At 70.0% G+C, this 25,426-nt stretch carries 23 protein-coding genes and 1 riboswitch; of the genes, 15 read left to right on the top strand and 8 right to left on the bottom strand.

Annotation, left to right across the window (positions count from 1 at the left end):
• Nucleotides 1–42 precede the first annotated feature (42 nt).
• A complete protein-coding gene (locus tag ACWIFB_RS01705) occupies nucleotides 43–1,692 on the bottom strand; it encodes a DEDD exonuclease domain-containing protein (RefSeq protein WP_452099464.1) in 1,650 nt (549 codons plus the stop codon).
• Between the two features lie 464 nt (nucleotides 1,693–2,156).
• Nucleotides 2,157–2,308, top strand: a riboswitch (cyclic di-AMP (ydaO/yuaA leader).
• A gap of 12 nt (nucleotides 2,309–2,320) precedes the next feature.
• Between ACWIFB_RS01705 and ACWIFB_RS01700 the strand changes: the two genes are divergently transcribed.
• The 3 genes from ACWIFB_RS01700 (at nucleotide 2,321) to ACWIFB_RS01690 (ending at nucleotide 5,421) form a co-directional block, all read left to right on the top strand.
• Nucleotides 2,321–2,926: a C40 family peptidase gene (locus ACWIFB_RS01700; protein ID WP_452099465.1), complete on the top strand. Its 606-nt coding sequence runs from the start codon at nucleotides 2,321–2,323 to the stop codon at nucleotides 2,924–2,926.
• 167 nt (nucleotides 2,927–3,093) lie between these two features.
• Nucleotides 3,094–4,233: an NlpC/P60 family protein gene (locus tag ACWIFB_RS01695; RefSeq protein ID WP_454057085.1), complete on the top strand. Its 1,140-nt coding sequence runs from the start codon at nucleotides 3,094–3,096 to the stop codon at nucleotides 4,231–4,233.
• A gap of 54 nt (nucleotides 4,234–4,287) precedes the next feature.
• Complete coding sequence (locus ACWIFB_RS01690) at nucleotides 4,288–5,421, top strand: glycosyltransferase family 4 protein (protein ID WP_454057084.1); 1,134 nt, start codon at nucleotides 4,288–4,290, stop codon at nucleotides 5,419–5,421.
• Nucleotides 5,422–5,453: 32 nt separating this feature from the next.
• Here the strand turns inward: ACWIFB_RS01690 and ACWIFB_RS01685 are convergent, their stop codons facing one another.
• A complete protein-coding gene (locus ACWIFB_RS01685) occupies nucleotides 5,454–7,253 on the bottom strand; it encodes an AMP-dependent synthetase/ligase (protein ID WP_454057083.1) in 1,800 nt (599 codons plus the stop codon).
• Nucleotides 7,254–7,412: 159 nt separating this feature from the next.
• Between ACWIFB_RS01685 and ACWIFB_RS01680 the strand changes: the two genes are divergently transcribed.
• The 5 genes from ACWIFB_RS01680 to ACWIFB_RS01660 are packed head-to-tail and all read left to right on the top strand — an operon-like array spanning nucleotide 7,413 to nucleotide 11,490.
• Nucleotides 7,413–7,874: an SRPBCC family protein gene (locus ACWIFB_RS01680; RefSeq protein WP_230929468.1), complete on the top strand. Its 462-nt coding sequence runs from the start codon at nucleotides 7,413–7,415 to the stop codon at nucleotides 7,872–7,874.
• The gene (locus ACWIFB_RS01675) at nucleotides 7,871–8,758 is read left to right on the top strand and encodes a hypothetical protein (RefSeq protein WP_452099469.1); all 888 of its coding nucleotides are present in this window, start codon (nucleotides 7,871–7,873) and stop codon (nucleotides 8,756–8,758) included. Before ACWIFB_RS01680 ends, ACWIFB_RS01675 begins: the two co-directional genes overlap by 4 nt.
• 37 nt (nucleotides 8,759–8,795) lie before the next feature.
• Nucleotides 8,796–9,545 carry a lysophospholipid acyltransferase family protein gene (locus tag ACWIFB_RS01670; RefSeq protein WP_452099470.1) on the top strand — a complete coding sequence of 250 codons (750 nt, stop codon included), beginning with the start codon at nucleotides 8,796–8,798 and terminating at the stop codon, nucleotides 9,543–9,545.
• Between the two features lie 4 nt (nucleotides 9,546–9,549).
• Nucleotides 9,550–10,047, top strand: coding sequence for a polyadenylate-specific 3'-exoribonuclease AS (locus ACWIFB_RS01665; protein WP_452099471.1), 498 nt, complete (start codon nucleotides 9,550–9,552; stop codon nucleotides 10,045–10,047).
• Nucleotides 10,048–10,083: 36 nt separating this feature from the next.
• Nucleotides 10,084–11,490 carry a class II 3-deoxy-7-phosphoheptulonate synthase gene (locus tag ACWIFB_RS01660; protein ID WP_230929464.1) on the top strand — a complete coding sequence of 469 codons (1,407 nt, stop codon included), beginning with the start codon at nucleotides 10,084–10,086 and terminating at the stop codon, nucleotides 11,488–11,490.
• A 29-nt stretch (nucleotides 11,491–11,519) separates the two neighbouring features.
• On the opposite strand, the gene pknB is transcribed toward ACWIFB_RS01660, so the two are convergent.
• Nucleotides 11,520–13,772, bottom strand: coding sequence for a Stk1 family PASTA domain-containing Ser/Thr kinase (gene pknB, locus ACWIFB_RS01655; RefSeq protein WP_452099472.1), 2,253 nt, complete (start codon nucleotides 13,770–13,772; stop codon nucleotides 11,520–11,522).
• 98 nt (nucleotides 13,773–13,870) lie between these two features.
• On the opposite strand from pknB, the gene ACWIFB_RS01650 reads away from it, so the two are divergent.
• Nucleotides 13,871–14,236: an Rv2175c family DNA-binding protein gene (locus ACWIFB_RS01650; protein ID WP_230929462.1), complete on the top strand. Its 366-nt coding sequence runs from the start codon at nucleotides 13,871–13,873 to the stop codon at nucleotides 14,234–14,236.
• Here ACWIFB_RS01650 and mptB read toward each other — a convergent pair.
• The gene (gene mptB / locus ACWIFB_RS01645) at nucleotides 14,205–15,878 is read right to left on the bottom strand and encodes a polyprenol phosphomannose-dependent alpha 1,6 mannosyltransferase MptB (RefSeq protein ID WP_452099474.1); all 1,674 of its coding nucleotides are present in this window, start codon (nucleotides 15,876–15,878) and stop codon (nucleotides 14,205–14,207) included. The genes ACWIFB_RS01650 and mptB overlap by 32 nt on opposite strands.
• Nucleotides 15,879–15,880: 2 nt before the next feature.
• Nucleotides 15,881–16,951, bottom strand: coding sequence for a polyprenyl synthetase family protein (locus ACWIFB_RS01640; RefSeq protein ID WP_454057082.1), 1,071 nt, complete (start codon nucleotides 16,949–16,951; stop codon nucleotides 15,881–15,883).
• Nucleotides 16,952–17,056: 105 nt separating this feature from the next.
• On the opposite strand from ACWIFB_RS01640, the gene metF reads away from it, so the two are divergent.
• Complete coding sequence (metF, locus tag ACWIFB_RS01635; RefSeq protein ID WP_454057081.1) at nucleotides 17,057–18,034, top strand: methylenetetrahydrofolate reductase [NAD(P)H]; 978 nt, start codon at nucleotides 17,057–17,059, stop codon at nucleotides 18,032–18,034.
• Between the two features lie 76 nt (nucleotides 18,035–18,110).
• Here metF and ACWIFB_RS01630 read toward each other — a convergent pair whose 3' ends face one another.
• The 3 genes from ACWIFB_RS01630 to ACWIFB_RS01620 are packed head-to-tail and all read right to left on the bottom strand — an operon-like array spanning nucleotide 18,111 to nucleotide 21,005.
• Nucleotides 18,111–18,839 (bottom strand): LppM family (lipo)protein, encoded by a 729-nt coding sequence (locus ACWIFB_RS01630; protein WP_452099477.1) that lies wholly within the window; start codon nucleotides 18,837–18,839, stop codon nucleotides 18,111–18,113.
• The gene (locus tag ACWIFB_RS01625) at nucleotides 18,836–20,422 is read right to left on the bottom strand and encodes a phytoene desaturase family protein (protein WP_452099478.1); all 1,587 of its coding nucleotides are present in this window, start codon (nucleotides 20,420–20,422) and stop codon (nucleotides 18,836–18,838) included. Before ACWIFB_RS01625 ends, ACWIFB_RS01630 begins: the two co-directional genes overlap by 4 nt.
• 1 nt (nucleotide 20,423) lies before the next feature.
• Nucleotides 20,424–21,005 (bottom strand): GNAT family N-acetyltransferase, encoded by a 582-nt coding sequence (locus ACWIFB_RS01620; protein ID WP_452099479.1) that lies wholly within the window; start codon nucleotides 21,003–21,005, stop codon nucleotides 20,424–20,426.
• Nucleotides 21,006–21,097: 92 nt separating this feature from the next.
• On the opposite strand from ACWIFB_RS01620, the gene ACWIFB_RS01615 reads away from it, so the two are divergent.
• The 5 genes from ACWIFB_RS01615 (at nucleotide 21,098) to ACWIFB_RS01595 (ending at nucleotide 25,419) form a co-directional block, all read left to right on the top strand.
• Complete coding sequence (locus ACWIFB_RS01615) at nucleotides 21,098–21,523, top strand: SAV_6107 family HEPN domain-containing protein (protein ID WP_454057080.1); 426 nt, start codon at nucleotides 21,098–21,100, stop codon at nucleotides 21,521–21,523.
• A 174-nt stretch (nucleotides 21,524–21,697) separates the two neighbouring features.
• The gene (locus ACWIFB_RS01610) at nucleotides 21,698–22,117 is read left to right on the top strand and encodes a DUF3040 domain-containing protein (RefSeq protein WP_452099481.1); all 420 of its coding nucleotides are present in this window, start codon (nucleotides 21,698–21,700) and stop codon (nucleotides 22,115–22,117) included.
• 825 nt (nucleotides 22,118–22,942) lie between these two features.
• Entirely contained in the window at nucleotides 22,943–23,419 is a 477-nt protein-coding gene (locus ACWIFB_RS01605; RefSeq protein WP_452099482.1) for a division/cell wall cluster transcriptional repressor MraZ, read from the top strand.
• A 171-nt stretch (nucleotides 23,420–23,590) separates the two neighbouring features.
• On the top strand, nucleotides 23,591–24,613 hold the full coding sequence (rsmH, locus tag ACWIFB_RS01600; RefSeq protein WP_452099483.1) for a 16S rRNA (cytosine(1402)-N(4))-methyltransferase RsmH: 1,023 nt from the start codon (nucleotides 23,591–23,593) through the stop codon (nucleotides 24,611–24,613).
• Nucleotides 24,610–25,419 (top strand): hypothetical protein, encoded by an 810-nt coding sequence (locus ACWIFB_RS01595; protein ID WP_454057079.1) that lies wholly within the window; start codon nucleotides 24,610–24,612, stop codon nucleotides 25,417–25,419. Before rsmH ends, ACWIFB_RS01595 begins: the two co-directional genes overlap by 4 nt.
• Nucleotides 25,420–25,426 lie beyond the last annotated feature (7 nt).

Here is a 25,426-nt window from a genome sequence, read left to right as displayed (position 1 = left end):
TCCTGGGTGGGGGACCCGCGGCTGGCCCGTCCCTCGGGTGTGCTAACGCCCGCCGTTCGTCTCCGCGTGTTCCGACGCCGCGCGTTCGGCGCGCGAGGCCCAGTCGCTCACGGTGTGCGCGCCGTTCACGGGGAGTTGCCACGAGCCGGCGACGGACACGATGCGTGTGGGTGCGGAATCTATCCATCGGTGGACATTCCGCACCTGGTCCAGGGTCGCACCACCCAGCGGCCCGGGCCCGGGCCGCACTGACGTCGCCGCCGTGCGTAGCGCGTCGATGACCGGCATCGGCGAGGCGCCGGTGGGTACCGCTCCCGAGCCCGCGAGACGGCCGTGACGGATCACCGCCACCTCCCACCTCCCGCGGCCCGCTCTCTGGGCCAGGACCAGCTCGGTCAGGCCCGCGGTGGCAGCGAGTTCCTGGAGCCGGGTGAGGACACGGATGAGCATGGCGGTCCGGTCCCGTAGCCGGGCCGCGCGTTCGAAGCCGCCTTCCGCGGCGATGTCGTCCACTCTCGCCGTCAACGTCCGCAGGGGCCCGGAATCCTCTCCGGTCACCAGTGCGATCCAGTTCTGCGGTGTCGGTTCGGCCCCGAAGCCCATGACGAGGTCTTCCCATGCTGATCGCGCGTCCTCGGCTCGCCGGAACGGCCCCAACGCCAGATGGTCCTCCGGGATTCGGCTCACCCGTCCCTTCGTGCCCCGCCCGCGTGGTGGGGCGAGCCACCAGCCGCGCCGGGGAGCGCGGGACCGGCGGTTGAAGGGCGGTTGGAGCGAGTCGATCAACTGCTCTTCGACGCTCCATGCCTCGAGCAGGTGGGAGCACTCCACAGCCTCGACGGATTCCGCGAGTCCGACCATCGTTCGCATCCGCCCCCGGGTGTCACCGCCGGAGAAGTAGGAACGCGCTCGCCGCCGGACATCGACGGACGAGCCCACGTAGAGGGGGACGCCCTCACCGTCGCGGAAGACGTAGGCGCCGGAGCCGGTGGGCAGTGAGTCGGTGAGCGAGGCCCGACGACGGACCTCGGGGGACAATCGCCCGTCGTAGGAACGGAGCTCCGACAGCGTGGAGACCCCGCAGTCGCCCACCCTGGAGATGAGCGCGTGGAGGACGTCCACGGTCGCCCTGGCGTCCTGAAGGGCGCGGTGGTTCGGCTCGACGGCCGATCCGAGGTGCGCTGCGAGTGTCCCCAACCGGTGCCCCCGCGTCTCCCCGCTGTGCAGGATGCGGCGGGCGAGCGTGAGGGTGCACAGAGACAAGGGCTCGGGCCACTCGTTTCCTGTGGCGGATGCCGCTGCGCGAAGGAACCCGAGATCGAACCTGGCGTTGTGTGCCACCAGGACAGCTCCCCGGGAAAACTCGAGGAACGTCGCCATGACCTCGCCGAGCCGTGGCGCGTCGACGAGATCGCCGGGCAGGATCCCGGTGAGTCGGCTGATATGCGTGGGGAGGGGGCTGTCGATCGCGACGAAGGTGGACAGCTCCGCCTGTACTTCGCCGCCGCGTACCCGTACCGCGCCGACCTCGGTGATCTCATCGGTACCGGCTCGCGTGCCCGTCGTCTCCAGGTCGACGACGACGAAGGTGATCTCCGACAGCAGTGGTTCGAGCTCATCGAACGACGTCTGCACCCCCGGCGAGGTGGTCGACGGCGCCGATGCCGTCGGTGGAGAGATCGGTCGGGACATGCCGCAGACCGTAGCGTTCCGGTCCGACACTGCTGGCGCCCCGGCCGCTCGTCGAGGGGATGTCGTACCTGCTGTCTATGGTCCGGCCTGTCGGTCATCACGACACGCGGATCGCGGGTCGGTAACGGACGGGCAACGCGCCCGGGACGGAGTGTGAGATAGATCATGTTTTCATTGGACTGTGGACGATGCCCTGCGGCGGATCGCGGTTGCTCCGGATGTATCGTGGAGTTCCTGTGGTCGGAAAGCCCCCAGGTAGACGCCCTTTCTGCGGAGTCCTGCGGGTATGTTCTCGCCCCTGATGTCCGGTCTGCGATCGAGGTGCTGCGGGATGTCGGAATGGTCTCTTCCGTCGAGATCCTGGCTGCATTTCCCGCCGCATAGGCGATGGGCTGGACTTCGGCGAGACGTTTTCGTAACCTTTTCGAGACCTCGGAAGTCATCACCCGCCCACCGGTGGGGGGCCGAGGTCAACACCTAAGCACCGTCACGGTGCGCCGGGGAACCAAGAACTACTGGGGTGAATCGCCCGAGGGCCTCGAAGGTCCGAGAGTGTAGGACAGACTTCCGTGTCCGAACCCGTCAGCTAACCCGGTCGGTGTCGCAGGAAGAAAGAGGAAAGACTCTCGTGGGAGCCCACAGCATCAAGACCAGTTCGACCGGCCGTCGTGTGGCCGCAGCCGGACTGCTCGCCGCCGGAGCGGCCGTCGCCGGATCCGGTACCGCCGCCGCCGCACCCGTGACAGTCGACGTTCCCGTCGAGCTTCGTCTGCCGGGTGTGCCTTCTCAGGTCACCGTTGATCTGCCCGAGGGGATCGCCCTCCCCGCCGGTCTTCAGCAGGCCGCCGCGCCCGTGGAGGAGTTCGCAGCTCCCGCGCCGCAGGTCAGCACCGGCCAGAAGATCCTCGACGCGGCCTCGACCCGCGTCGGTTCCCCCTACGTCTGGGGCGCGACCGGGCCGGATTCCTTCGACTGCTCGGGCCTGACCTCGTGGGCGTACCAGCAGGCCGGGATCTCCATTCCGCGCACCAGCCAGGCCCAGGTCGGTGGCGGCACCCAGGTCTCCAAGGCCGATCTGCAGCCGGGTGACATCGTCGCCTTCTACAGTGGCGCCAGCCACGTGGGCATCTACGCCGGTAACGGCCAGGTCGTTCACGCACCGTACTCCGGCACCTCGGTCAGCTACGCCCCGCTGGACTCCATGCCGTTCTACGGCGCGACCCGCTACTACTGATCGGGTCCCCCGCACTTCGCAGACCCCGCTGATCCTGGTGAGGAACCAGGACCAGCGGGGTCTTGTCGTCTGTAACATTCGTTTCCGGACAACCGATGCCACCCTTGACGTCCGTGATCGCGGACGGATCCGGCATCCCACCGATTCGAGAGTTCGACCCACATCAGATGACTCGCAGTCTCATCGCGGCCGTCGGCGCGGCGACCGTGGCACTTTCGCTCACCTTCGGGGCTGTCGCGTCCGCGCAGCCGGCGCTTCCCGCCCCGCGGGTTCCTGCTGATGCCGTTCCCTCCGACGAGCCGGGGGGTGGGGACGATCAACTGGCCGGCGAGGCCGAGACCGACGATTCTCCGATGGCAGGAGGGAGCCGAGGCCTCGCGGACGCCGGGGAGGACCTCGCGGAGCTGTCGCGCTTGTCGGAAGAGGCCGGAGCGCTGGGCGAGGAACTCCACCTGGCCCGCGCGGAACTGGAGCGCTCGGTCGCCGATCGGGACCGCCTGGAACGTGCGGCGGGTGTCGCGGCGGCAGCCGCGGCGGCCGCGGACGGGACCGCTCGCCGGGACCAGTCACTCGTCGACCACCTGGCGGCGATGAGATATCGCGGCGGCGACACCGGCGCGACCCGTGCTGCTGTTCTCGCCGAGAGCCCGCGGGACCTGGTCCACCGACTCGATGCGCTCAGCCGTCTCTCCGGCGCCACCACCACGGCCCTGGACGCGTCCAGGGCCGCCTCTGTCGATGCCGCGAGGCTCCGGGAGGAGGCGACGGGGGCTGCTGATGCGGCGAGGGCGGTCGCAGAGGACACGCGGAAGAGGATGGAAGAGCTCGACCGGCGCTCGGATGAGATGCGGGCCCGGATGGACGAGGTCCGGCGGCGGGTCGACGCCCTGTCTGATTCCCAGCGCGCGCTGTGGATCGGCGGGCCGATGGTCCCGGAGGGTTACGTCGCCCCTCCGGTCGACGGGATCAACTCCGCTGCACTCCGGACCGCTCTGACCCGGCTGGGGTCTCCGTACTCCTGGGGCGCCACCGGGCCGTCGGAGTTCGACTGTTCCGGGCTCATGGTGTGGTCGTACGCCCGGGAGGGCAAGCCGCTGCCTCGCTCGAGTCAGGCGCAGGCCGCAGCCGGGGCGCCGGTCGCACCGGCGGACATGCAGCCGGGTGACCTGGTGATCTACTACCCGGGCGCCACGCACGTCGGAATGTACGCCGGTGACGGACTGGTTCTCCACGCACCGACCTACGGGGTCCCCGTCAAGCTCGAGAAGGTCGACGCGATGCCGATCAGCGGCATCCGCCGGTACTGAGAGAACGGCAGGTCGGGCGGGTGTCCGGCCTCCCGTGTGGCAGGCTCGGAGTCGATGACGAAGACCCTGCTGATCACCAACGACTACCCGCCGAGGCCCGGGGGCATCCAGTCGTACCTCGAGACGTATCTGGAACACCTCGACCCTGACGACGTCGCGGTGTTGGCGTCGACCTTCCGCGGTGACGAATCCACCCGATACGACGAGTCGAAGCCGTATCTGGTGGAGCGGGTGCCGACGGAGATGCTGCTGCCGACGCCGGATCTGGCCGGTCGGGCCCGCCGCCTGGCCGAGGACTTCGGCGCCAGCACCATCTGGTTCGGCGCGGCCGCCCCACTGGCCGCGATGGCCCCGGTACTGAGGGCCGGGCCGGTGAACCGCATCGTGGCCAGCACCCACGGGCACGAGGTGGGATGGTCGATGCTGCCCGGCTCTCGGCAGGTACTCCGGGTGATCGGCGACTCCACGGACGCCGTGACCTACGTCAGCGACTACACCCGCCGCCGGTTCGCGTCCGCATTCGGGCCGAGGGCCAGGTTGGTGCACCAGCCCGGAGGGGTCGACACTGACCGGTTCCGTCCGAGCCCGTCGGCCCGGAAGGCGATCCGTCAGCGCTATGGGGTGGCCGATCGTGACGTAATTGTGTGCTTGTCCCGTCTCGTGCCGCGAAAAGGCCAGGACATGCTGATCAGGGCCCTGCCGGAGATCGCCCGACGGGTGCCGGGGGCGGTGCTCGTCGTAGTCGGGGGAGGCCCGTACCGGCGAACACTCGAAGGCCTGGCGCGGCGTCACGGCGTCACCGACCGCGTGATCTTCACCGGTCGCATCCCCGCCGAGGAGATCGTCGACCACCACCGCATGGCGGACGTCTTCGCCATGCCCTGCCGCACGCGCGGTGGCGGGCTGGACGTGGAGGGCCTGGGGATCGTCTATCTGGAGGCCTCCGCGTGCGGCGTGCCCGTGGTGGCCGGCCGGAGCGGGGGAGCGCCGGAAACCGTCCAGAACGGCCGTACCGGGTCGGTCGTGGACGGTACCTCCGTCGCCGAGATCGTCGATTCGGTGGCCGGGATCCTCGAGGACAGGCCCCGGGCGTCCGCGATGGGGATGCGGGGGCGCAACTGGGCGCTGGATCGCTGGCGCTGGCAGGACTTGGCCAGAGACATGGAACGCGTGCTCTCGGGGGACTGACCCGGGAGCACGCGTTCCGTGCGGGCGCCGTATCAGGCGTAGAGGGCCTCGATCTGCCGGGCGTACTTCTGGTGCACCACGTTCCGCTTGACCTTGAGCGAGGCCGTCAGTTCACCGGTCTCCTCCGTGAACTGGTCCGGCAGCACGTGGTACTTCTTGATCGACTCGGTGTGCGAGACCGAACGGTTGGCCCGCGCCACGGTCTGGTCGAGGTGCTCGATCAGACCTGCGTCCTTGAGCAGGTCGTAGAGCGAACCGGTGTTGCCGTGATGGTGCTTCCACCGCTCGAGCGCCTCGGGGTCGAGCGTGAGCAGCACGGAGATGAACGGCTGCCCGTCGCCTACGCACACCGCCTCGGAGATCAACGGATCGGCTCGGAGCGCGTCCTCGAGCTGGTTGGGGGCGACGTTCTTGCCTCCGGCGGTGACGATGATCTCCTTCTTGCGGCCAGTGATCGTCAGGAATCCGTTCTCGTCGAGCGTGCCGAGATCGCCGGTACGGAACCAGTCGCCGGCGAATGATTCGGCCGTCGCCTTCTCGTTCTGCCAGTACCCGGAGGCTACGACGGGACCGCTGACCTCCACCTCGCCGTCAGCGGCGATGCGCACCGCGCAGCCCGGTAGCGGCTGCCCGACGCTGCCGATCCGCATGCGTCCGGGCGTGTTCACCGTGATGGCCGCGCACGTCTCGGTCAGGCCGTAGCCCTCGAAGATGTTGACCCCGATGCCGTCGAAGAAATGCGTGAGGCGCTCGCCGAGCGCCGCACCGCCCGAGATCGCGATCTCGCAGCGGCCACCGAGCGCGGCGATGAGCTTGGCGTAGACCAGCCTCGAGAACACGGCATGGCGGAGCCGGAGGATCGGGCCCACACGGCCGTCCTGTCGTGCTCGGGAGTACGCGACGGCCGTGTCGGTGGCCTTGTCGAACATCCAGGCCTTGAACGCGCCGCCGTCCTGGGCGGTCGCCTGGGCCTTGTTGAATACCTTCTGGAAGACCCGGGGCACCGCGAGGATGTAGTGGGGACGCATCTCCGCGAACGTGTCGACGAGGTTGGCGATATCGGACGAGTGCGCGATGGTCACGCCGGCGTGGAAGCCGGCGTAGGTGATGGCCCGGGCGAGCACGTGGGCCAGCGGGAGGAACATGACCGTCGTCGCGTCGTCGCGGAGGTACTGGTGGAACGGGGTCTCGAGGACGGCCAGGGTCTCGGACATGAAGTTCCGGTGGGTGAGCATGCAGCCCTTGGGCCGGCCGGTCGTTCCGGACGTGTAGATGAGCGTCGCGGGGGAGTCGGCCCGCACCGAGGCGCGTCGTTCGTCCAGCACGGACCCGTCGACCGATTCGCCCTCGGACGTGAGCATGTCGATCACCGGGGTGTTCCCGTCGATCACCAGCACCTCGGGAGTGCTCTCGAGTCCGGTGACGCCATTTCGCGCGGTGACCGCGTACTCGTCCTTCTCGACGATGATCAGTCGCGCTGCGGAATCCTCCATGATCCAGCGGATCTGCTCGGAACTCGAGGAGTCGTACACGGGGACGGTGACAGCCCCGACCGCCCAGATCGCGAAATCGATGACATTCCACTCGTACCGGGTCGAGCAGAGCAGTGCGACCCGGTCACCGGCCTGGATTCCTCGCACCACCAGGCCGCGGGCGACGGCACGGACGGTATCGGCGAACTCCCGGTTGGTGACGTCGGTCCACTCGCCGCCCACGGGCCGCTGGAATGCCACGTTGTCCGGGGTCTTCTCGGCGCGATCGTATGCCGACTGGACGCACGACCAGTCCTCGGCGACGGTGAAGTTGGCGGGTGCGGCGACGTATTCGCGCAAGGGTCCTCCCGGTGGAGACGTTCGCTGTGTGTCTGTCACCTCACACTATCCCCGCCTGTCCATGCCGTCTCGGGCACCCGGCATCGATCCGGGCCCGGGCAACTCCGTCAGACCTCGGTGACGACGCATCGCGGGGCCCGATGTGTGAAGCTAGAGCGTATGAGCGACGACAACGGCGTGCCCGAGGTCTGGCCGACCCGGGACTCCACGGTGGTCGCGGCGACGCCCGAGGACGTCATGGCCGTGATCTCCGACTTCCCCGCGTATCCCGAATGGTCCACGTTCATCCAGCTGGCCGAGGTGCAGTCGATCGGGCCGGACGGCCACCCGGACCGCGTCCGTTTCGAACTCGAGGCGGGCGCCATCATCGACGAGTACGTGCTCGCCTATTCGTGGTCGGAGGACGGCAGGGCTCTCGAGTGGCGCCTCGTGAGCTCGGCACTGCAGAGGTCGCAGCACGGTAGCTACCGGCTCGAGCCGGTGGAGGGCGGGACGCGGGTGGACTACGAGCTCGAGATCGAGCTGGCGGTCCCGGTCATCGGTAGTCTGCGCACGCGCGCGGAACGCCGGATCCTGGTGGGCGCTCTGAGTGAACTCAAGCGGAGAGTCGAGGCCGGGTGAAGGACACGCGTGTTGTCGTCGTCATGGGTGGCGACCCCACCGACCGCGCGGAGCGGACCGCCGACGTCATCTCGCGGACCGGGGGGACGGCGCTAGTGCTCACCGGACACCCGGACGCGGTGGATTCGCGACTCGACAGCACCGAGGGCGGCACCGTTGAGGTGCGCGTCGACGACCCCATGGCGCGGCTCGAGGCCTACACGTCCGGTGCCGCGGATCCCCACGACGACCTGCTGGCGGCGCTGGCGGCCGGGGGCGACTCCCCGCTCTCCGCGGTGCTGGGGTGGGAGTACGCCCGTCGGGCGACGGCGGCCGGCTACTGGGACGTGGTGGTGGTGGAACTCGACGGCGATCTCGCCGCGGTCCGGCGGCTCGCGTCCGCGGGCGAACTGGCGTCGTTCGTCGAATCCAGGTGGCCGGCGCACGTGCGGTTCGCGTCCATGGCCGCCGGGGATCTCGCCGACGTGCGCGTGCGGGAGGCCCACCGCCTGGCGCAGCTCGCCGCCGACGTGGCGAGCTTCCTCGCCGGACCCGTCGAGGTGACAGTGGCGGGGCGGGCGCCCGAGCGGACCGTGGCGATGGCGGAGCTGGCACGGGGCGGGGTGCGTCCGCAGATCGAGGCCGACACCGACGGGTCCTACGTCGTCGCCTATCCGTCCCCGACCATGCCGTCCGGCCCGGCCGCGGTCGACGGCGACATGCTCACGCTGGACCACGACGGGTTCCGGGCGGTCCTGCCGCTACCGGCACTGTTGTCGCGGTGTGTGCTGATCGGCTCGGGATATGACGACGCGACCGGCCGCGTGGTGGTGCGTTTCGAGCCCGATCCGGATCTGTGGCCCCCGAACCTCGTACCGTCCGGCTTCGTCGGCCGGGCCGGGTAATATCCGCGATCAACACGATCAATCGACACGAGGAACGGTGACCAGGTTGCTGTACTGGCTGTTCAAGTTCGTACTCATCGGACCCTTCCTCCGATTGACCAGCCGGCATGTCGTCACCGGGAAGGAGAATTTCCCGCGCGAGGGTTCGGCGCTGCTGGTCGGCAACCACCTGTCCGTCGGCGACTGGCTGTTCATGCCGCTGCTCATGCCGCGCCGGGTGACGTTCCTGGCCAAGAGCGACTACTTCACCGGGACCGGCATCAAGGGCATGCTGAGTCGTCTGTTCTTCGCCGGGTCGGGGCAGCATCCGATCGACCGCACCAACGCGGACGCCGCGCAGGCCGCGTTGAACGCGGGACTCGAGGTGCTCAACAAGGGCGAGATACTGTGCATCTACCCGGAGGGGACCCGCTCGCCGGACGGGCGGCTCTACCGCGGCAAGACCGGCCCGGCTCGCCTCGCCATGAAAGCCGGGGTTCCGGTCATCCCGATCGGTGTCACCGGGACCGGCGACTACATCCGCGCGATCTGCAGGCTGCGGCCGGGCCGTCGCGCCGAGGTCCGGGTCATGGTCGGGGAGCCCCTCGACATCACCCCCTGGGCCGGTCGTGAGGGGGAGCGCGCCGCCGAGCGTGAGATCACCGACGAGTTGATGCGCAGGATCCAGGCATTGACCGGCCAGGAGTATGTCAGTGGCGTCTATGGCGCGGACATGAAGAAGCAGTTCGATGCCGTCCGCGATTCCGGACACAACCTGCTCGACCAGCCGGTCGACGGGCAGAGCTGACCCGGTGCGTTACTTCTACGACTGCGAGTTCATCGAGGACGGCACCACCATCGAACTGGTGTCGGTGGGTGTCGTCGCCGAGGACGGGCGCGAGTTCTACGCCGTGTCGACCGAGTTCGACGCCGGTGCCGCGGGCCCGTGGGTGCGCCGCAACGTGCTGCCCAAGCTGCCCAACCCGTCCTCGTCGGCCTGGAAGTCCAGGTCGCGGATCCGCGACGAGCTGTACGAGTTCGTCACCGCCCCGCCCACCGGTGGCGTCGAGATGTGGGCCTGGATCGGCGCCTACGACCACGTGGCGGTGTGCCAGCTGTGGGGCGATATGACGGCGCTCCCGGCGGCGATGCCGCGGTTCACCCGCGACGTCCGGCAGCTGTGGGAGATGGCGGGCAAGCCGGACCTGCCCTCTCATCCGGGCGGGGAGCACGACGCGCTGGCCGACGCCCGGCACGCCCTGATGCGCTTCCGCGCCATCGCCGCGAAAGCGCCCCACCTGGGCCTCTGAGACCGGCGGTCGCCGCTGTCGCGTATTCTCGCCGAGGTGAGCAACTGGACAGTCGACGTCGACATCGCACAGCTTCCCGATCTGCCCCCGCTCTCTTCTGAGCTCGACAGGAAGTTGGCGGACGCACTCTCCCGGCCGGCGCTCCAGCAGCCGTCGTGGGACCCCCAGCACGCTGCGGCGATGCGCAAGGTCCTCGAGAGCGTCCCGCCGATCTGTGTCGCCTCCGAGGTCGAGCACCTCTCGGACCGGCTGGCCGAGGTGGCGCACGGGCGGGCATTCCTGCTCCAGGGCGGCGACTGCGCCGAGACCTTCGAGGCCAACACCGAGCCCCACATCAAGGGGGTCATCCGCACACTGCTGCAGATGTCTGTCGTCCTGACCTACGGCGCGTCGCTGCCCGTGGTCAAGGTCGGACGTATCGCCGGCCAGTACGCCAAGCCCCGTTCCGCGGACCGCGACGGTACGGGTCTGCTGTCCTACCGCGGTGACATGGTCAACGCGCTGGAGGCCGACGAGGCCGCCCGGGAGCACGATCCCTCGCGTCTGGTCCGTGCCTACGCCAACGCGGCGGCGGCCATGAACCTCGTCCGGGCACTGACCGCGTCAGGCACCGCCGACCTGCACCGTGTCCACGAGTGGAACATGGAGTTCGTCGCCGGCTCGCCGGCCGGCGCCCGCTATGAGGCGCTGGCGGCCGAGGTCGACCGTGGTCTGCGCTTCATGGACGCCTGCGGCGTCTCCGATGAGAACCTCCGGTCGGCGGACATCTTCTCGTCCCACGAGGCTCTGGTCCTGGACTACGAACGCGCCATGCTGCGTCTCGCCGACGACGGCACCGGATTGTCCGGAGACGCCGAGCCGGGCCTGTACGACCTGTCGGCCCACTTCCTGTGGATCGGGGAGCGGACCCGTGGAATCGACGACGCGCATGTGGCGTTCGCGTCGATGATCCAGAACCCCATCGGGCTGAAGATCGGTCCCACCACGAGCCCCGAGCTCGCCGTCGAGTACGTCGAGAAGCTCGACCCGGACAACCGCCCGGGCCGCCTGACGCTGGTCTCCCGGATGGGCAACGACAAGGTCCGCGAGGCGCTGCCGCCGATCGTCAAGGCCGTCGAGGCGACCGGGCACAAGGTCATCTGGCAGTGCGACCCCATGCACGGCAACACGCACTCCACGTCGAACGGTTACAAGACCCGCCACTTCGATCGCATCATCGACGAGGTCCAGGGGTTCTTCGAGGTCCATCACGCGATCGGTTCGCACCCGGGCGGCATCCACATCGAGCTGACCGGTGAGGACGTGACCGAGTGTCTGGGCGGCGCCCAGGACATCTCGGACCTGGACCTGGCGGGCCGCTACGAGACCGCGTGCGACCCCAGACTGAACACCCAGCAGTCGCTGGAGCTGGCCTACCTGGTCGCGGAGATGCTCCGCAGCTGAGGGATCGACCGCCGGCGCTGGGCTGTGTCTCAGCCCAGCGCGTCGATCTCGATCTCGGTTCCCCGGGCCACGACACGGCCGGGGAGGGGGCTCTGCCCGTAGACGATCCCGCTCGAGGTGCCGGTATCGATCGACACACGCAACCCCGCGTCCTCTAGCGTGCGGCGCGCATCCGAGGCGCGGGAACCCAGCACGACGGGCACGGTGACGGCATTCGAGGGCACGATCCTCAGGACGGCGTTCTCCGGATCGAGGCGAGTGCCGGAGGGCGGGTCGGTGCGGACGACCCTGCCGTCGCCGATCCGGCGATCGGTGACGGGCGCTTCGCGCACGACCGTGAAGCCGGCCTCGGTGAGAACCTCGGCCGCCTCGTCGACGGGCACGTCCCGGATGTCGGGGACGGTCAGGGCATTGGACACCAACAGCGTGACGCCGTCACCTCGTGCCACGTCCTCGCCGGCGTCCGGGTCGGTGCCCACGGCCAGGCCGCTGTCCACCTCACCGTCGTAGATCCTCTTCACGTTCGACACGGTGAGGCCCGCCCCCTCGAGAGCGGCCCGCGCCTGATCCTCCTCGAGCCCGACCACGTCCGGCACGGTCACCGGCGCCGGCCCGGCGCTCGTGAGCATCTCGACCCGGGTCCCCACGTCGACGGTCGTACCCGAGCCCGGCTCCAGCGACACCACCTGGCCGATCGGCACCGAATTGGAATGGGTGGTCTGCCCGGCCATGGGTTCCAGAGAATGCTCGCGCAACATCGCCGACACCGCCTCGACGGTCCGATCGGCCCCCACGTCGGGCACCACCGGTCGCCCCACGGACACCAGCAGGTCGACGGTGTCGCCGCGCACGACGCGTTCCCCGGTACCGGGGTCGGTGCCCACGAGCGCGTCCGGCGGTATGTCGTTGCTGAACGCGTCGCGGGTCGCCGCCGTCAACCCGACCGCGGTGACCGCCTCCGTGGCCTGCCCCACGGACATGCCCTGCACGGACGGGACCTCGACGAAGCGTCCCGACCCGAGCCACCACCCCGCCACGGCGACACCGATGGCGGCGGCCAGCACCACGATGAGCCATAACAGTCCCCGTGACCGCCGGGGCCGGATCTCATCCCGCCCCGGTGCGACCTCGAGTTCGCCCGGGGGGTAGGGGCCCGCGCCCGCGCCGTGCCAGTGCTGGGGTTGCCCGGGGGCGGGTGCCACGGGCGGCGGGCCGTCCCTGGGCTGATCGCCGTGAGGCTGTCCCTCGGGCGCCGGGACCGCCCTGGTCTCCACGCGTGTGGGAACGGGCCCGCCGGCCCGCCGGAGGGCCTCGCCGCTCTCGCGGTCCGCGGCGTCGAACTCGGACTCGCTACCGGGAGCCGACCGCGCGGCGTTGGCCCGGGCCCGCGACCACGACGACTGCCGCGGCGCCGGGACCACGTATTCCGGGAACCGGCCCTCGCGCGCGGCCCGGTCGAGGTCGCTGATCATCTCGCCGGCGTCGGCGTACCGATCCTGGGGGCTGCGCCGGGTGGCGCGCAGGATCAGGTGGTCGAGATCCTCCGCCACGCTGTCAGCCTGGTCGGAGGGGGAGGGGACGTCCGTGTCGAGGCGCCGGTAGGCCACGGCGATGTTGTTGTCCCCGCTGAACGGCGGCTCACCGGTGAGCATCTCGTAGGCCAGCACGCCCAGGGAGTAGAGGTCGGAGCGGCCGTCGGTGTCGGCACCGGAGATCTGTTCGGGCGAGAGGTAGGCGGCGGTGCCCATGACCACGCTGCTCGAGGTGGCCCGCGACTCGGCGACCGCGCGGACCAACCCGAAGTCGGCGAGTTTGACGGAGCCGTTGGTGGAGATCAGGACGTTCTCCGGCTTGATGTCGCGGTGGACCAGGCCGGCCTCGTGGGCCTCGCGGAGCGCTCCGAGCAGCGGGCGCAGCACCGCTGCGGCGGCGTACGGCGGCATGGGACCGCGCTCGTCGAGCAGTTCGCGCAGGGTGCCGCCGGGCACGAGCTCCATGACGAGGAACGCGGTATCGCCCTCGACGCCCTGGTCGAAGACCTGAACGATGCCCGGGTCGGACAGCCGGGCGGCGGACCGCGCCTCGAGGGTGAAGCGGTCGACGAACGCGCGATCGCCCGCGAGGGTCGGGTCGAGTAGCTTGACGGCCACGTGACGGTCGAGCCGCTCATCCGTGGCCAGATGGACGGTCGACATGCCGCCGCGGGCGATCACGGCATCCAGCCGGTATCGCCCGTCGAGCAGGGCGCCCGGCCGTGGAATCTGCCCGTCAAGAGTGCTCATACAGTCCATTCTGCCCCTCCAGCCTCCCGAGCGGTATGTCCGGCGGGGAGTCGGCCGCGGTGGTGCCCGACGAGCGGCGGACGACTAACCTGGTGAGCGTGAGTAAAGTTCCGCACTGTGACGACGTCTTGTCCGCCGACGTCGAGACCGTCAACCTGCCCGACGTGTCCGAGAGGTTGGGAATCCCGGTCACCCGGGTGCACGACCTGCTTCGCGAGGGGGCGCTGATCGCCGTCCGTCGCGCGGGCGTCGTGGTGGTGCCGGAGGTCTTTTTCGACGACGACCAGGTGGTGCGCTTCCTCCCTGGTCTCGTGGCGGTCCTCAGAGACGGGGGATTCGGCGATACCGAGATCCTGCAGTGGCTGTTCGAGGAGGACGAGTCACTTCCGGGCCGGCCGGCTGACGCCCTGCATGGTCACGCGGCGCGTGAGGTCATGAGGCGCGCTCAGGCGATGGCGTTCTGACGTCGGGACTTCTACTGTCTGCGGTTGCGCGCCACCACCACCAGCAGGCGGCGAGAGAAGCGGCGATCGCGGCCCCGGCGATGGCGGGGCTGTAGAGACTCGTCGAGCCGTTGGGGCCGATCGCCATGAGGAGGAATACCGTGGCGCCCACGGCTGCTGTGGTCGTCCGCGGCCCGGGACGGCCGAGGAACCAGAACGCCGTCACCCAGACGTGGTACCACGGCCAGGCCAGCGAGTTCAGGACCACGAACGCCAGCAATCCCACGAGGATGCCGCGTAGCGCCGAGCGGGTGTCGCGGCGGCTGAACCACCAGATCGCGATCAGGGTCAGGGCCAGGACGACCCGCCCGGCATCGCGGGAGACCGCGAGGATGTCGGCGAAGCCGGGGGTGCCGGGTAGCGCGTGGACGAGGTGCGCCACCGCGGTGGGGGCACTGAGGTAGTTGATGACGCGGTCGGAGACCGAGATCGCGTTCACCCATCCGAACCCGGTGCCGGAGGCGATGGTCGCCAGTACGAAGACGATGGCGGCCACCGCCGCCGCGAGCGCCGTGTCGGTGATCGCGCCAACGAGCGGGCGCATGCCCGGCCGGCCCGGCCTCCCCGGCGCGGGGGAGGTGCGGCGACCGTCGAGGGCGATCCACAGCAGGAACGGGGCGACGATCACCGCGGTGGCCTTGAACGCGACCGCCAATCCGACCGCCACCCCGGCCCAGGCATAACGTCGATCGAGGGTGAGGACCACCGCGCCGAGGCACGCGACGAGCGGGAAGACCTCGTTGTGGAGCCCGCCGGACAGGTGGATCACGGTCAGCGGCGAGGCGCCCGCCATCCATACGGCCGCACCGGCGTTGACGCCGATGCGGCGGGCGGCTGCCACGATGAGCACGAGCATTGCGGCGACGAAGACCAGGACGAGTACCCGGAGGATCAGGATGCCGACAGCCGGGTGCCCGCCGGACATCGCCACGACGATGCGCATCAACGACAGATGTAGAGGGCCGTAGGGCGTGGGGGTGGACTGCCAGTCGGGACTGACCTCGGTGGTGAAAGGGCCGGGGTTGGCTTCGGGGCCGAACTCGTAGGGGTCCACGCCGGCGCCGGTCATGGCGCCCTGCGCGAGGTAGGACCAGGCGTCGCGGCTGAACAGCGGGATCGCGGGGAGCATGGGCAGAGACCACAGCGCCGTGGCCCACGCGGCGTCCCGGACGGGTAGACGCCCCGCCACCGCGCGGGGTCCGAGCGCGAGCCAGGAGGTGACCAGCAGCGCCACGCCCAGCCAGCAGAGGATCATCGCGAGGGTCGCGCCGTGGCCGAAGGTCAGGCCGGGCAGTCCCAGAGCGACGGCGGGCCCGCCGTCGACGGGGACGGCGCCCACGCCGAAGCCGGCGATGGTGAGGACGACCGATCCCACGATGCCGCGCCACAGGGCGGGCCCCGAGGGGCCGGAGAACGCCGCACGCGCCGAGCGGGAGGTCGCGCCCGCGAGTCCGGCGAGGCGGGATCCCGACCTCGTGGCCGACGGCGCCGCTCCCGACGGTGCCGCTCCCGACGATGTCGTGCCCGACGACTCGGATGACGACGACGACAACGCCTGCGCCCAGGTCCCGTTCACCGGGTCGGGCTCGTTGGCCGAGGGCACGATCACGCCTGCCGACGGGTGGCGGCCGCGGCCAGGTCGCGCAGGTTCTCCCGGCCCCGGTTGGTGATCGCGGCGGTGTCGATGGCGTGCAGCGCACGGGTGGTCAGTGTGTCGATCTCGGCCTCGACGGAGGCCACCGCACCGGAATCCACGAGGATGCGGCGGGCCCGGTCCAGCCGGGCTGCGTCGATCTCGGTCCCGAGCACACCGAGGAGGAAGTCCGCGTCGTCTTTGGCGGAGAGGGTTGTGGCACGGGCCAAGAGGAGGGTGCGCTTGCCCTCACGGAGGTCATCGCCCGACGGCTTACCGGTGATCTCCGGGTCGCCGAAGACGCCGAGCATGTCATCGCGGAGTTGGAACGCCTGGCCCACGGCCACGCCGAACTCGCGGAGCGCCGCGATCGTCTCCGGCCCGGCGCCGGCCAGCTCGGCTCCGATGTGTAGCGGGCGTTCAACGGTGTACGCGGCGGTCTTGAACCGATTGACGCGAGCGGGGGTGACCTCGTCGGTCGCGCCGGAGGCCTCGGCGAGGATGTCGAGCATCTGCCCGGACAGGACCTCGGTCTTCATCGCGTACCAGGGAACGAGCGCACGGGACAGCGCACCGGGGTTGACGCCCGAGGTAACGAACATCTCGTCGGCCCAGGCCAGAGCCAGATCGCCGATGAGGATCGCCTGGGAGATCCCGTAACGCTCGGCATCGCCGTCCCATCCGGAATCGCGGTGCAGCGCCTCGGCGGTGCGGTGGATGGTGGGCCGACCGCGGCGGGTGTCGGAGGCGTCGACGATGTCGTCGTGCACCAGCGCGCATGCCTGGATGAGTTCGAGGGCGGCGCACGCGGTCACGACCGCATCGGGGACCGCTGCTCCGTCGGCGGCGGCCGCGGTCCATCCGGCCAGCGCGAACCGCGGACGCATCCGCTTGCCGCCGTCGGTCACGAAGTCCGACAGGAGGCCGGCCAGACGGTCCACCCGGTCATCCACACCGGCCACGACCTCGCGCCGCCCGTCGAGATGCCGGCGGAGCGCTGTGAGGACGCGGTCTCCGTCGTCGGGGCGAGTCGTCGGGGCCAACGGGCACCATCCCTTCCGGGCGTCCGGTCCGGTCGCCCTCGTCGTCGTCAATCCTAGTCTCCGGGCGGAAACAGTCCCGGGCACGTGTCGGGCTACGCTGGTCCGGTGACCCAGCTCTCCGACTTCGACCCGACGGACGGCAGCCGGCACCCGTGCATCGTGGAGCGCATCGCCGCTTCCACCACCCCCAGGGTTCCGTTCTCCGTGGAGTTCTACCCGCCTCGCGATGAAGCGGCGGAGGAGCGGCTCTGGCGTGCCGCCTCAGTGTTCTCCGAGCTCGGGGCGGCGTTCGCCTCCGTCACCTATGGCGCCGGCGGCTCGACGCGCGATCGCACGGTTCGAGTGGTTGAGCGCATCGTCCGCGAGACCGACATCGTGCCCATCGCGCACCTCACCGCCGTCGGACACACCGTCGACGAGTTGCGCGAGATGATCCGCGTGTACGGCGAGGTCGGGGTCTCCAACATCCTGGCCCTCCGGGGGGACCCGCCCGGGGACCCGCTGGGGGAGTGGGCAGCGCACCCCGAGGGTCTGCATTACGCGGAGGAACTGGTCCGTCTCATCCACGAGGTGGGCGATTTCCATGTGGGCGTGGCGTCGTTCCCGGAAGGGCATTACCGCGCCCGCGACCTGGACCACGACACGGAGGTGCTGGTCGGCAAGTTGCGTGCCGGGGCGGAGTATTCGATCACCCAGATGTTCTGGGATGTCGACGACTACCTGCGGCTGCGTGATCGAGTCGTCGAGGCCGACCCGGAGCAGGGTGCCAAGCCGATCATCCCCGGGCTGATGCCGGTCACGAGTCTCCGGGTGGTGCGCCGCATGGTGGAGTTGTCCGGCTGCGAACTGCCGACCGGATTGGCGGAGCAGCTCCGGCTCGCGGCCGGTGACGGCCCCGAGGAGAACCGGGCCGCCGTGCGTGAGGTGGGGATCGGGTTCGCGACGCAGCTCTGCGAGCGCCTGATCGCCGAAGGCGTGCCCTGCCTGCACTTCAACACCCTGAACTTCTCGCGGGCCACGCACGAGGTCCTGGCCAACCTGTCGATGGTGCCCGCGGTGGGCGCCTCGATCGGCACCGCCTGACCCCCGACACCCGCATCCACAGGAGCGCCGCGCCGGTCGGACCGGCGCGGCGCTGTTGTCGTCCCGTAGGCAGTGGTCAGCGCGACAGCCGGTCCGTGCGAGCCCTCGAGGTGCGGGCGGCGAGCACCGTGCCGATCGACACCAGAAGCGCCGCGCCGATGCCAACGATCATCCACACGGCGAATCCGCGCGCGGCGGGGTCCGGGTAGGAGGATGACGCCTGCATCCGTGTGATGGACCCCGGCGCCGGCGTCCAGCTGACGGAGTTCCCGGTCCCGATCGTCCCGTTCGTCTCGCTGATGCGGTTGGGGAAGGTCAGATCGACCCGTGTGGTGGCCGACTCCGCACGATCGGCGGGGAGCCCCGACAGGTCCACGGAGCCGCTGAACGATACGGTGTCACCGCTGCGGCGGAAGCTCATGGAATAGGGGCGCGCCCCTTCGATGTCCACCGCGAGCGAGAGGGTGTCCATCTCGGCGAAGGTCAACTGGGTGAAGTAGATCTCCCTGCCGGTGAATCCGTCCGCCGAGTACGGGGTGATCCGGACCTTCTGCTCGAGACCGGACGGCGTGCCCAGTCGCTCCAGTGCGGCGGCCTGCGCGGGCTGATCGGCGGCGATGAGTATCCGGCCGGAGACCGTGTCATCCTTCCGGACGCTCATCTGCGCGTTGAGCTGGAGGCATCCGGTGAGGACGAACAGCATCGTGACCAGTGCCGTGACACCGGCCAGCCGCCGGGCCAGGGAGCTACGTCCACCGGCGGCGTGTGCGGTAGCGGTCGGATGAGGTTCGGTCACGTCCGTCATTCTGCCCGTGCCCCGCGGCGGCGGCGTGTCGACGTGCCGAGTCGCCGACCGACAAGCCGAGCGACCGTCCGGCCGCTGGTCCCGATGACACCGCCACCGGGATGGGTCGATGCACCCGCCAGGAAGACGCCGTCAGCCCCCGGTACCGCGTAGCCGCGCAGGTCCGGATGGGGACGCATGGGCAACATCTGATCCAGCGACATCTCGACGTGCATCACGTTTCCGCCGATCAAGCCCAGTTCGCGTTCGAGATCCTCGGGGGTCTGGACGTGGCGGTGGACGACCGAGTCGGCCAGCCCGGGCGCGAACCGGTCCGCAGCCGCGATGATCCGGTCGGCTTCGTCCGGGCCGGCCGCCGCCCAGGACCGGCCGTCCGCGAGGTGGCGGGGGTGCCACTGCGACCACAACGTCAGTTCGTGTCGGCCCTCGGGGGCGAGTGACGGATCGAGCGAGCTGAAACTCATCGCGAGGACCGCGGGGTCCGCGTCCAGCCCGCCGGCCGCGGCGACACCGTGGCGACGGTCCAGGTGGCGACGATCCGTCACCAGGAACTGGAGGCCGCGAGCGCTCGATTCGACGGGGACACCGGGGTACCGCGGCAGGTCGGTGGTGCCGAGCCTGACGACCATGCCCAGCCCGAACCCGGGGCGGATCCGCCTCCGCCAGGCGTCCAGCGTCGAGGCCGGGAGCACGTCAGTGAGGAGGTCGAGCGTGGTGTGGACGTGGCAGGCCGACACGACGGTGGAGCAGGAGAGCGTGAGGCCCCCCTCGGTCTCCACGCGCCATCCGCGTCCGGACCGGCGGATCGCGGCTGCGCCGGCGCCGGCGGTGATGGCGCCGCCATTCGTGCGGATGACCGAGGCGAGGGCATCGGCCAGGGCTCCGGAGCCACCAATCGCCCGGCCCGGTGGGATCGTGTGCATCAGTGCGGCGAACCCGATCATCGGGGCCGTGGCCGGATGCGACATCGGGGGACCGGACTGCGCCCCGAACCACGAGAGAGCGGCCTTCAGCCGCTCCGAGGTGAAAGTGGCGTCGAGGAGCGCGTCCCCCGACGACAGGAATGTCTGGACAGCCCCGAAGGGATCCCGGAAGTCCTCCACTCCGAGGAACGCCGAACCCAGGCCCGCAGCACTCGGTCGCACCGCGAAGCCCTTCATCATCCGCCCGGCCAGCACCTCCCACCGACTGACGAACGCGCGGTACGCCTGTGCGTCAGCCGTTCCGCAGGCTTCGGTGATGCTCGCGCAGGTCGCGTCGAGGTCGCGATGGAAGACGATCGGCGGTTCGTCCGTCCCGGGCGGCGCCGGCGCGAAGCCCCAGGGATCGCAGTCGACGTAGTGCAGACCGTGCGAGGCGAGATCGAGCTCCTCGGGGATGCTCGTGTGGCGGATCATCAGATGCGCCGACGAGCCGCGATCGGTGAGATGACCCGGGTAGCGCTCGACGGTCGACGTCGCGCCACCGATCACCGTGTCCTTCTCCACCACGTGGACATCGAGACCGGCAGCGGCGAGGTAGGCGGCGCAGACCAGTCCGTTGTGGCCGGAACCGATCACCACCACGTCATGACCGGTGGACAACTCAGTCCTCCTGCTCGGGCAGAGGGAGGGGACGGGAGAGCACCGCGAACGGCCGGGCGTCGCCGTCGAAGCGGTATGACCTCAGCACGTCACCGAACCCCAGTGAGCGGTACAGCCTCCATGCCCCGTTGCTCTCATCCTCGACCTCGGGGGTCGACAGCAGGACCGTGCTCTCGGGGCGGTCGGAGAGGAACTCCCGTAGAAGGGCCGTGCCGATTCCTCTGCCCTGGTGGGAGGGTGCGACGTGAAGCTCGGTCAGTTCCACGTAGTCCTCCGGCAGTGAGCCGTCCCGCCCCCGGAGACCCCGTGAGACCTGCTCGTACCACCATTGGCCGGGGGCGCCACGGTAGCCGTAACAGATGGCGATCAGCGGCCCCCGCGACGGCCCGAGCAGCCGCCGCCTGGGGGTTTCGAACGCGGCCACGCCGGACCAGCCGTCGCGGCGACTGTGCTCCAACCACGCCGCAGCCCGCGAGCGGATCACCTGGGGTGGGTAGCCCATCGCGTCGACGTAGACCCCGAGCGCCTCGGGAAGTCGATCTCTGAAGTCGGCCGCGTCGAGCCGGGTGATCACCGTATCCATCCGCTCCATCTCACCACGAGCGTGCGTCGCGCGCCCCGGGTTGTGTCGTACCCCGGCGATAGCGTGCGGACATAAGCGGAGAGACGGCAGAGATGGGTGGTGCAGTGGGCATGGAGAAGGTCACCGGATTGAGGGTCGCCGGCGCAGGCTGCACCCGGGTGTCTCTGGGGAGGGCCGAACGAGCCGAGTCGCATCGTGGCCGGGCGATATCCGCCGTCACGCCCGGGGACCGGTTTCTGGAGGCGTACCGCGCCGCGCGCTCCGCCGCAGGTGCGCTACTCATCCCCGGCGCGAGGAAGCGTGGCCCGTCCGACGTCTGGCACAGGCTCGCCGTCGAAGTGCCCGAGATGAGTGAGTGGGCGGCCGCGTTCGGGGGATACTCGTCGCTGGCGGCCGCCGTCGAGGACGGACTACCTCGGACTGTGCAGCCCCGGATGGCCGATGATTTCCTGTGGGCGGTCGGCCGCTTTCTTGATCTGGTGGACCAGCGGCTGGGGGTTCTCGGTCCTGCTGCCTGATCGGTCGAGTGCGCCGGCCGGGGGGATTCCGGTGCTTCCCGGGAATCCCAGTGGTCAGCACGGCGTTGCCCTCGTATGATGGGGAGAGCCTTGACCGGCTGATTCCCGAACCGGTCGGTACGTACCGACTTAGCCGGCCGCGCTCGTCTACGCGAGCACATGAAGGAGGTCGAAGTGCCCCTGTCCGAGCACGAGCAGCGCATGCTCAAAGAGATTGAGAGCGCGCTCTACGCCGACGACCCGAAGTTCGCGTCGTCCGTTCGCAAGACCGGCGCGACCGGCGTTCGTCGTCCCACCGGACTCGTCGTGGGACTCGGCATCCTCGGTGTGGCCCTCCTCGTCGGCGGTCTGGCACTCGATTTCAAGCCCGGAGGCTTCCCGGTCCTCAGCCTCGTCGGTTTTCTCGTGATGTTCGCCGCGGGGGTTCTCGCGCTCCGTTCCAGGCCGGGGCCGACTGCCGCCGGTCCGAAGAAGGCCGGCGGCCCCCGCATGCCGGGTGGCGGCCGGGCTTCGTCCTCCGGCGGGGGAGACGGCCGGTCGTACTCCACTCGCATGGAGGACCGTTTCCGCCGTCGCTTCGAGCAGGGCCCATAGCCGCCGGAATACCCTCCAGGGAGGGGTGAGCGCAGTCGCGCTCGCCCCTCCTTTCTGTTGCCGAACCCCGCTACTGACCGTTGCGGCGGCGCAGGAGGATGCCGATCCCGGCCCGCAGCGGAGGTTGCGCCCCACGCGTCCCCACTCGGCCGGGGAACGCCCCATGCGTCCCCACTCGGCCGACGATTGCCCCACTCATCCCCACCGGGCGGAGTCTGCCCCGGGTCGTGGCCGCCCCCACCGAGCCCCACCTGGCGGATACCCGCTTCATCTCGCATCCCGGCGTACGTGTTGAGAGGGCACAGAAGTAGCGCATCACGCGCGCGTGGTCTCCTGCTGATTCCGCAGGTCACCGCGGTGCCGGGAGGAGTGGCCCCGCAGTTGTGGCCGCACCAAGCAGGCGGGGTGAGCTGGCGGAGTGGGCCCTAGCAGTCGCCGGCCGGGTCGGATGACATCACCCCGGCGTGCGGCGATGCACGCCATTTTGTGTCAACCGGGGGCCCGGGTACCGAGAGTCCAGAAAAGGGCCCTGACCTGGGGTTCCGGGGCGCCCGCCCCGCCTCCCCACTTCCTCCCACGCTTGATGTCCCGACAGGCCCTTATTGTCGCTCCAGTCCCTTTCGTCACTCCTGGAGCGTGATTCTGGCTGCGGTCGCCGTGATCGCAGCCGGGCGCCGCAGACGGGCTTCGAGAAAATTAGCGTTGTGAACTGCGGTTACCCACGCCAGTGGGGCGAAGTGGGGCTCAGGCCTTGTTTGTGGGGCATTGTGGGGTACAGTGGGGCACGCAAGGAGATCGAAGGGCCTGAACCCCAGGAGGTGGCGGGTGACCGACACCGATCCCGTCGACTCCGGACGCGAACGAGCCTTTGTCGGGTACGGGACCCACCGTCCCAAGCTCGACGACAAGGGGCGACTGACGATCCCTGCCAGATTCAGGCCTGGTCTGGCGGACGGGGTGGTCGTGTGTGGGTGGTTCACCAACACGCTGTCGGTTTTCCCGGAAGACGAGTTCGACGCACTGGTCAGAAAGGTCCGGCCGACCGCCAACCTCAGTGAGAGGCACATGGCGTTCTTCCGGCTCCTGGTGAGCGGCGCGGAAGTTCAGCAGTTGGACTCGCAGGGGCGGATCTCCATCCCGGCGAGTCAGCGGAAGTACGCGGGTCTCGGAAAAGACTGCGTCGTCAACGGTCTCGGGGAGCGTCTCGAGGTCTGGGACGCCGACGCGTGGGACCGCTACAGCGAAGAGAACCTGCCCGTGTTCTCCGAGATGGAGGGCACCTCCCTCGGGATCGAATTCTGATCCGGGGGAGAGGGCACGAGAAGAGGAACGACCGCACGACGGACGGAGCCCCCCGGCCCCTGCCCGGCACCACCCTGACGTACTTCCCCAACGCCAGGTGGGTACCGGACGGGGACCAGGGGGCTCCACCACAACCGGAGCGCACACCCATTCCGGATGCGAGGAGGCGAGATGGCAACAGAGCCCGATGCCGACCGCGACGACGCGCGCTCAGGGCATGTTCCCGTCTTCCTCGCGCGGACCATCGAGCTCTTCCGTCCCGTCGTCGACGCCGCCACCACCGAGGAGCGCCGTCCCGTGATCGTGGACGGCACGCTCGGGCTCGGCGGACACACCTCCCATCTCCTCGCGGAGTTCGAGACCCTTCGGGTGCTCGGGGTCGACCGCGACCCGGCCGCGCTCGACATGGCCACCCGCCGGCTCACCGCCTTCCGTGACCGGTTCACACCGGTGCACGCTCGTTTCGACGACTTCGACGCGGTGCTGGCCGCACTCCCGGCAGATTCCAGGGATGACGCCGGTCCGGTGATCGACGGCATCCTGCTGGACTTCGGGGTCTCATCGATGCAGCTCGACGTGGCGGACCGCGGCTTCGCATACTCCGTCGATGCGCCGCTCGACATGAGGATGGATCCCACGACGGGGCCCACCGCGGCCGACATCCTGGCCGACTATCCGCGTGACGACCTGGCGCGGATCTTCCGCGTCTACGGCGAAGAGCGCTTCGCACGTCAGATCGCCGCCGCGATCGTCCGCCGTCGCGACACCGACCCTCTACGCACCAGTTCCGAGCTCGTGGAGTTGCTCTACGACACCATCCCGCAGGGGGCGCGTCGGACCGGCGGACACCCGGGCAAGCGCGTCTTCCAGGCGCTGCGGATCGAGGTCAACGCCGAGCTGGAGGCGGTGGAGAACGCCGTACCCGGGTATCTCGACCTCCTCCGCGGGGGAGGCCGTGCCGTGTTCATGGCCTACCACTCGCTGGAGGACAAGATCGTCAAGCGCGAACTGTCCACGCGGACCGCGTCCCGGACCCCGGCAGGGCTTCCGGTCGAGCTGCCGGGCCACGGCCCGGAGTTCGCAGCCGTCACCCGTGGAGCGGAGAAGGCGTCACCGACGGAAATCGATCACAACCCGCGTTCGGCCTCGGTCCGAGTGCGATGCGTCCGGCGAATCGACGGGAGAATCCCATGACGAGCACCATCGACACGGCCGGAGCCGATACCCGGACCGCGGCCCCGGCACCCGCTGGACCTGAGCTCGACGGACCGGCACCGGCGAGGCGCGCAGTCGGTCTGCAGCGCAAGCCGGTCACCCGCTCGGTCCGCGGTCGACGCACCGTCGTCGTCCCCGCTGAACGGCTCAGCGCAGCTGAACTCGCCGCGAGAGTGCCCTTCGTCGTCGTACTCCTCCTCGTCATCGGCGCCGGCGTCGGAGGCACCCTCCTCCTGTCCGCGCAGACCACCCAGGACACCTACGACCTCAAGAACGCCCGTGACGCCAACGTCGAACTGGTCGAACGGATGGAGTCGCTCCAGGCCTCCAACGAGCGTGCCCGGTCGGCGGAGGTTCTGGCGCAACGTGCAGAGAAGCTCGGCATGGTCGGGGTCGCGAGCGCGCCGATCCTCACCAGGGGGTCGGACGGGGTCATCCAGATCGTCGGTGAGCCCGAGGCGAAGCTCGGCGCGCCGATCAAGCCGCTCCAACCTGCTCCGGTAGCGTCCGAGCCGCCGAAGACGTCGGAACGCGACGGCTTCGACGCACCACCCGCCCAGGCCCCCCAGGACCGTGCACCCCGAGGGGTCTCGCCCGTCCCGTACCCGCCGATGTCCGGCCCGCCGGCGCCGCTCGCGGCACCGGCTCCGGCACCCGTGGCCGACCCCGTCCCGCAGGCCCCCGCCGCACCGGCGGAGCCCGCGCCACAACCGGATGCCCCCGCGCCCGCGCCGACCACCGGCGACGTCGCCACCCTGGCCCCCGTGCCCGGACAGCCCTTCTGACCGACAG

Source organism: Dietzia sp. NPDC055340 (assembly GCF_053645335.1).
Note: the sequence above shows the minus strand (reverse complement) of the source record. Positions and strands in the feature narration are given on the sequence as shown.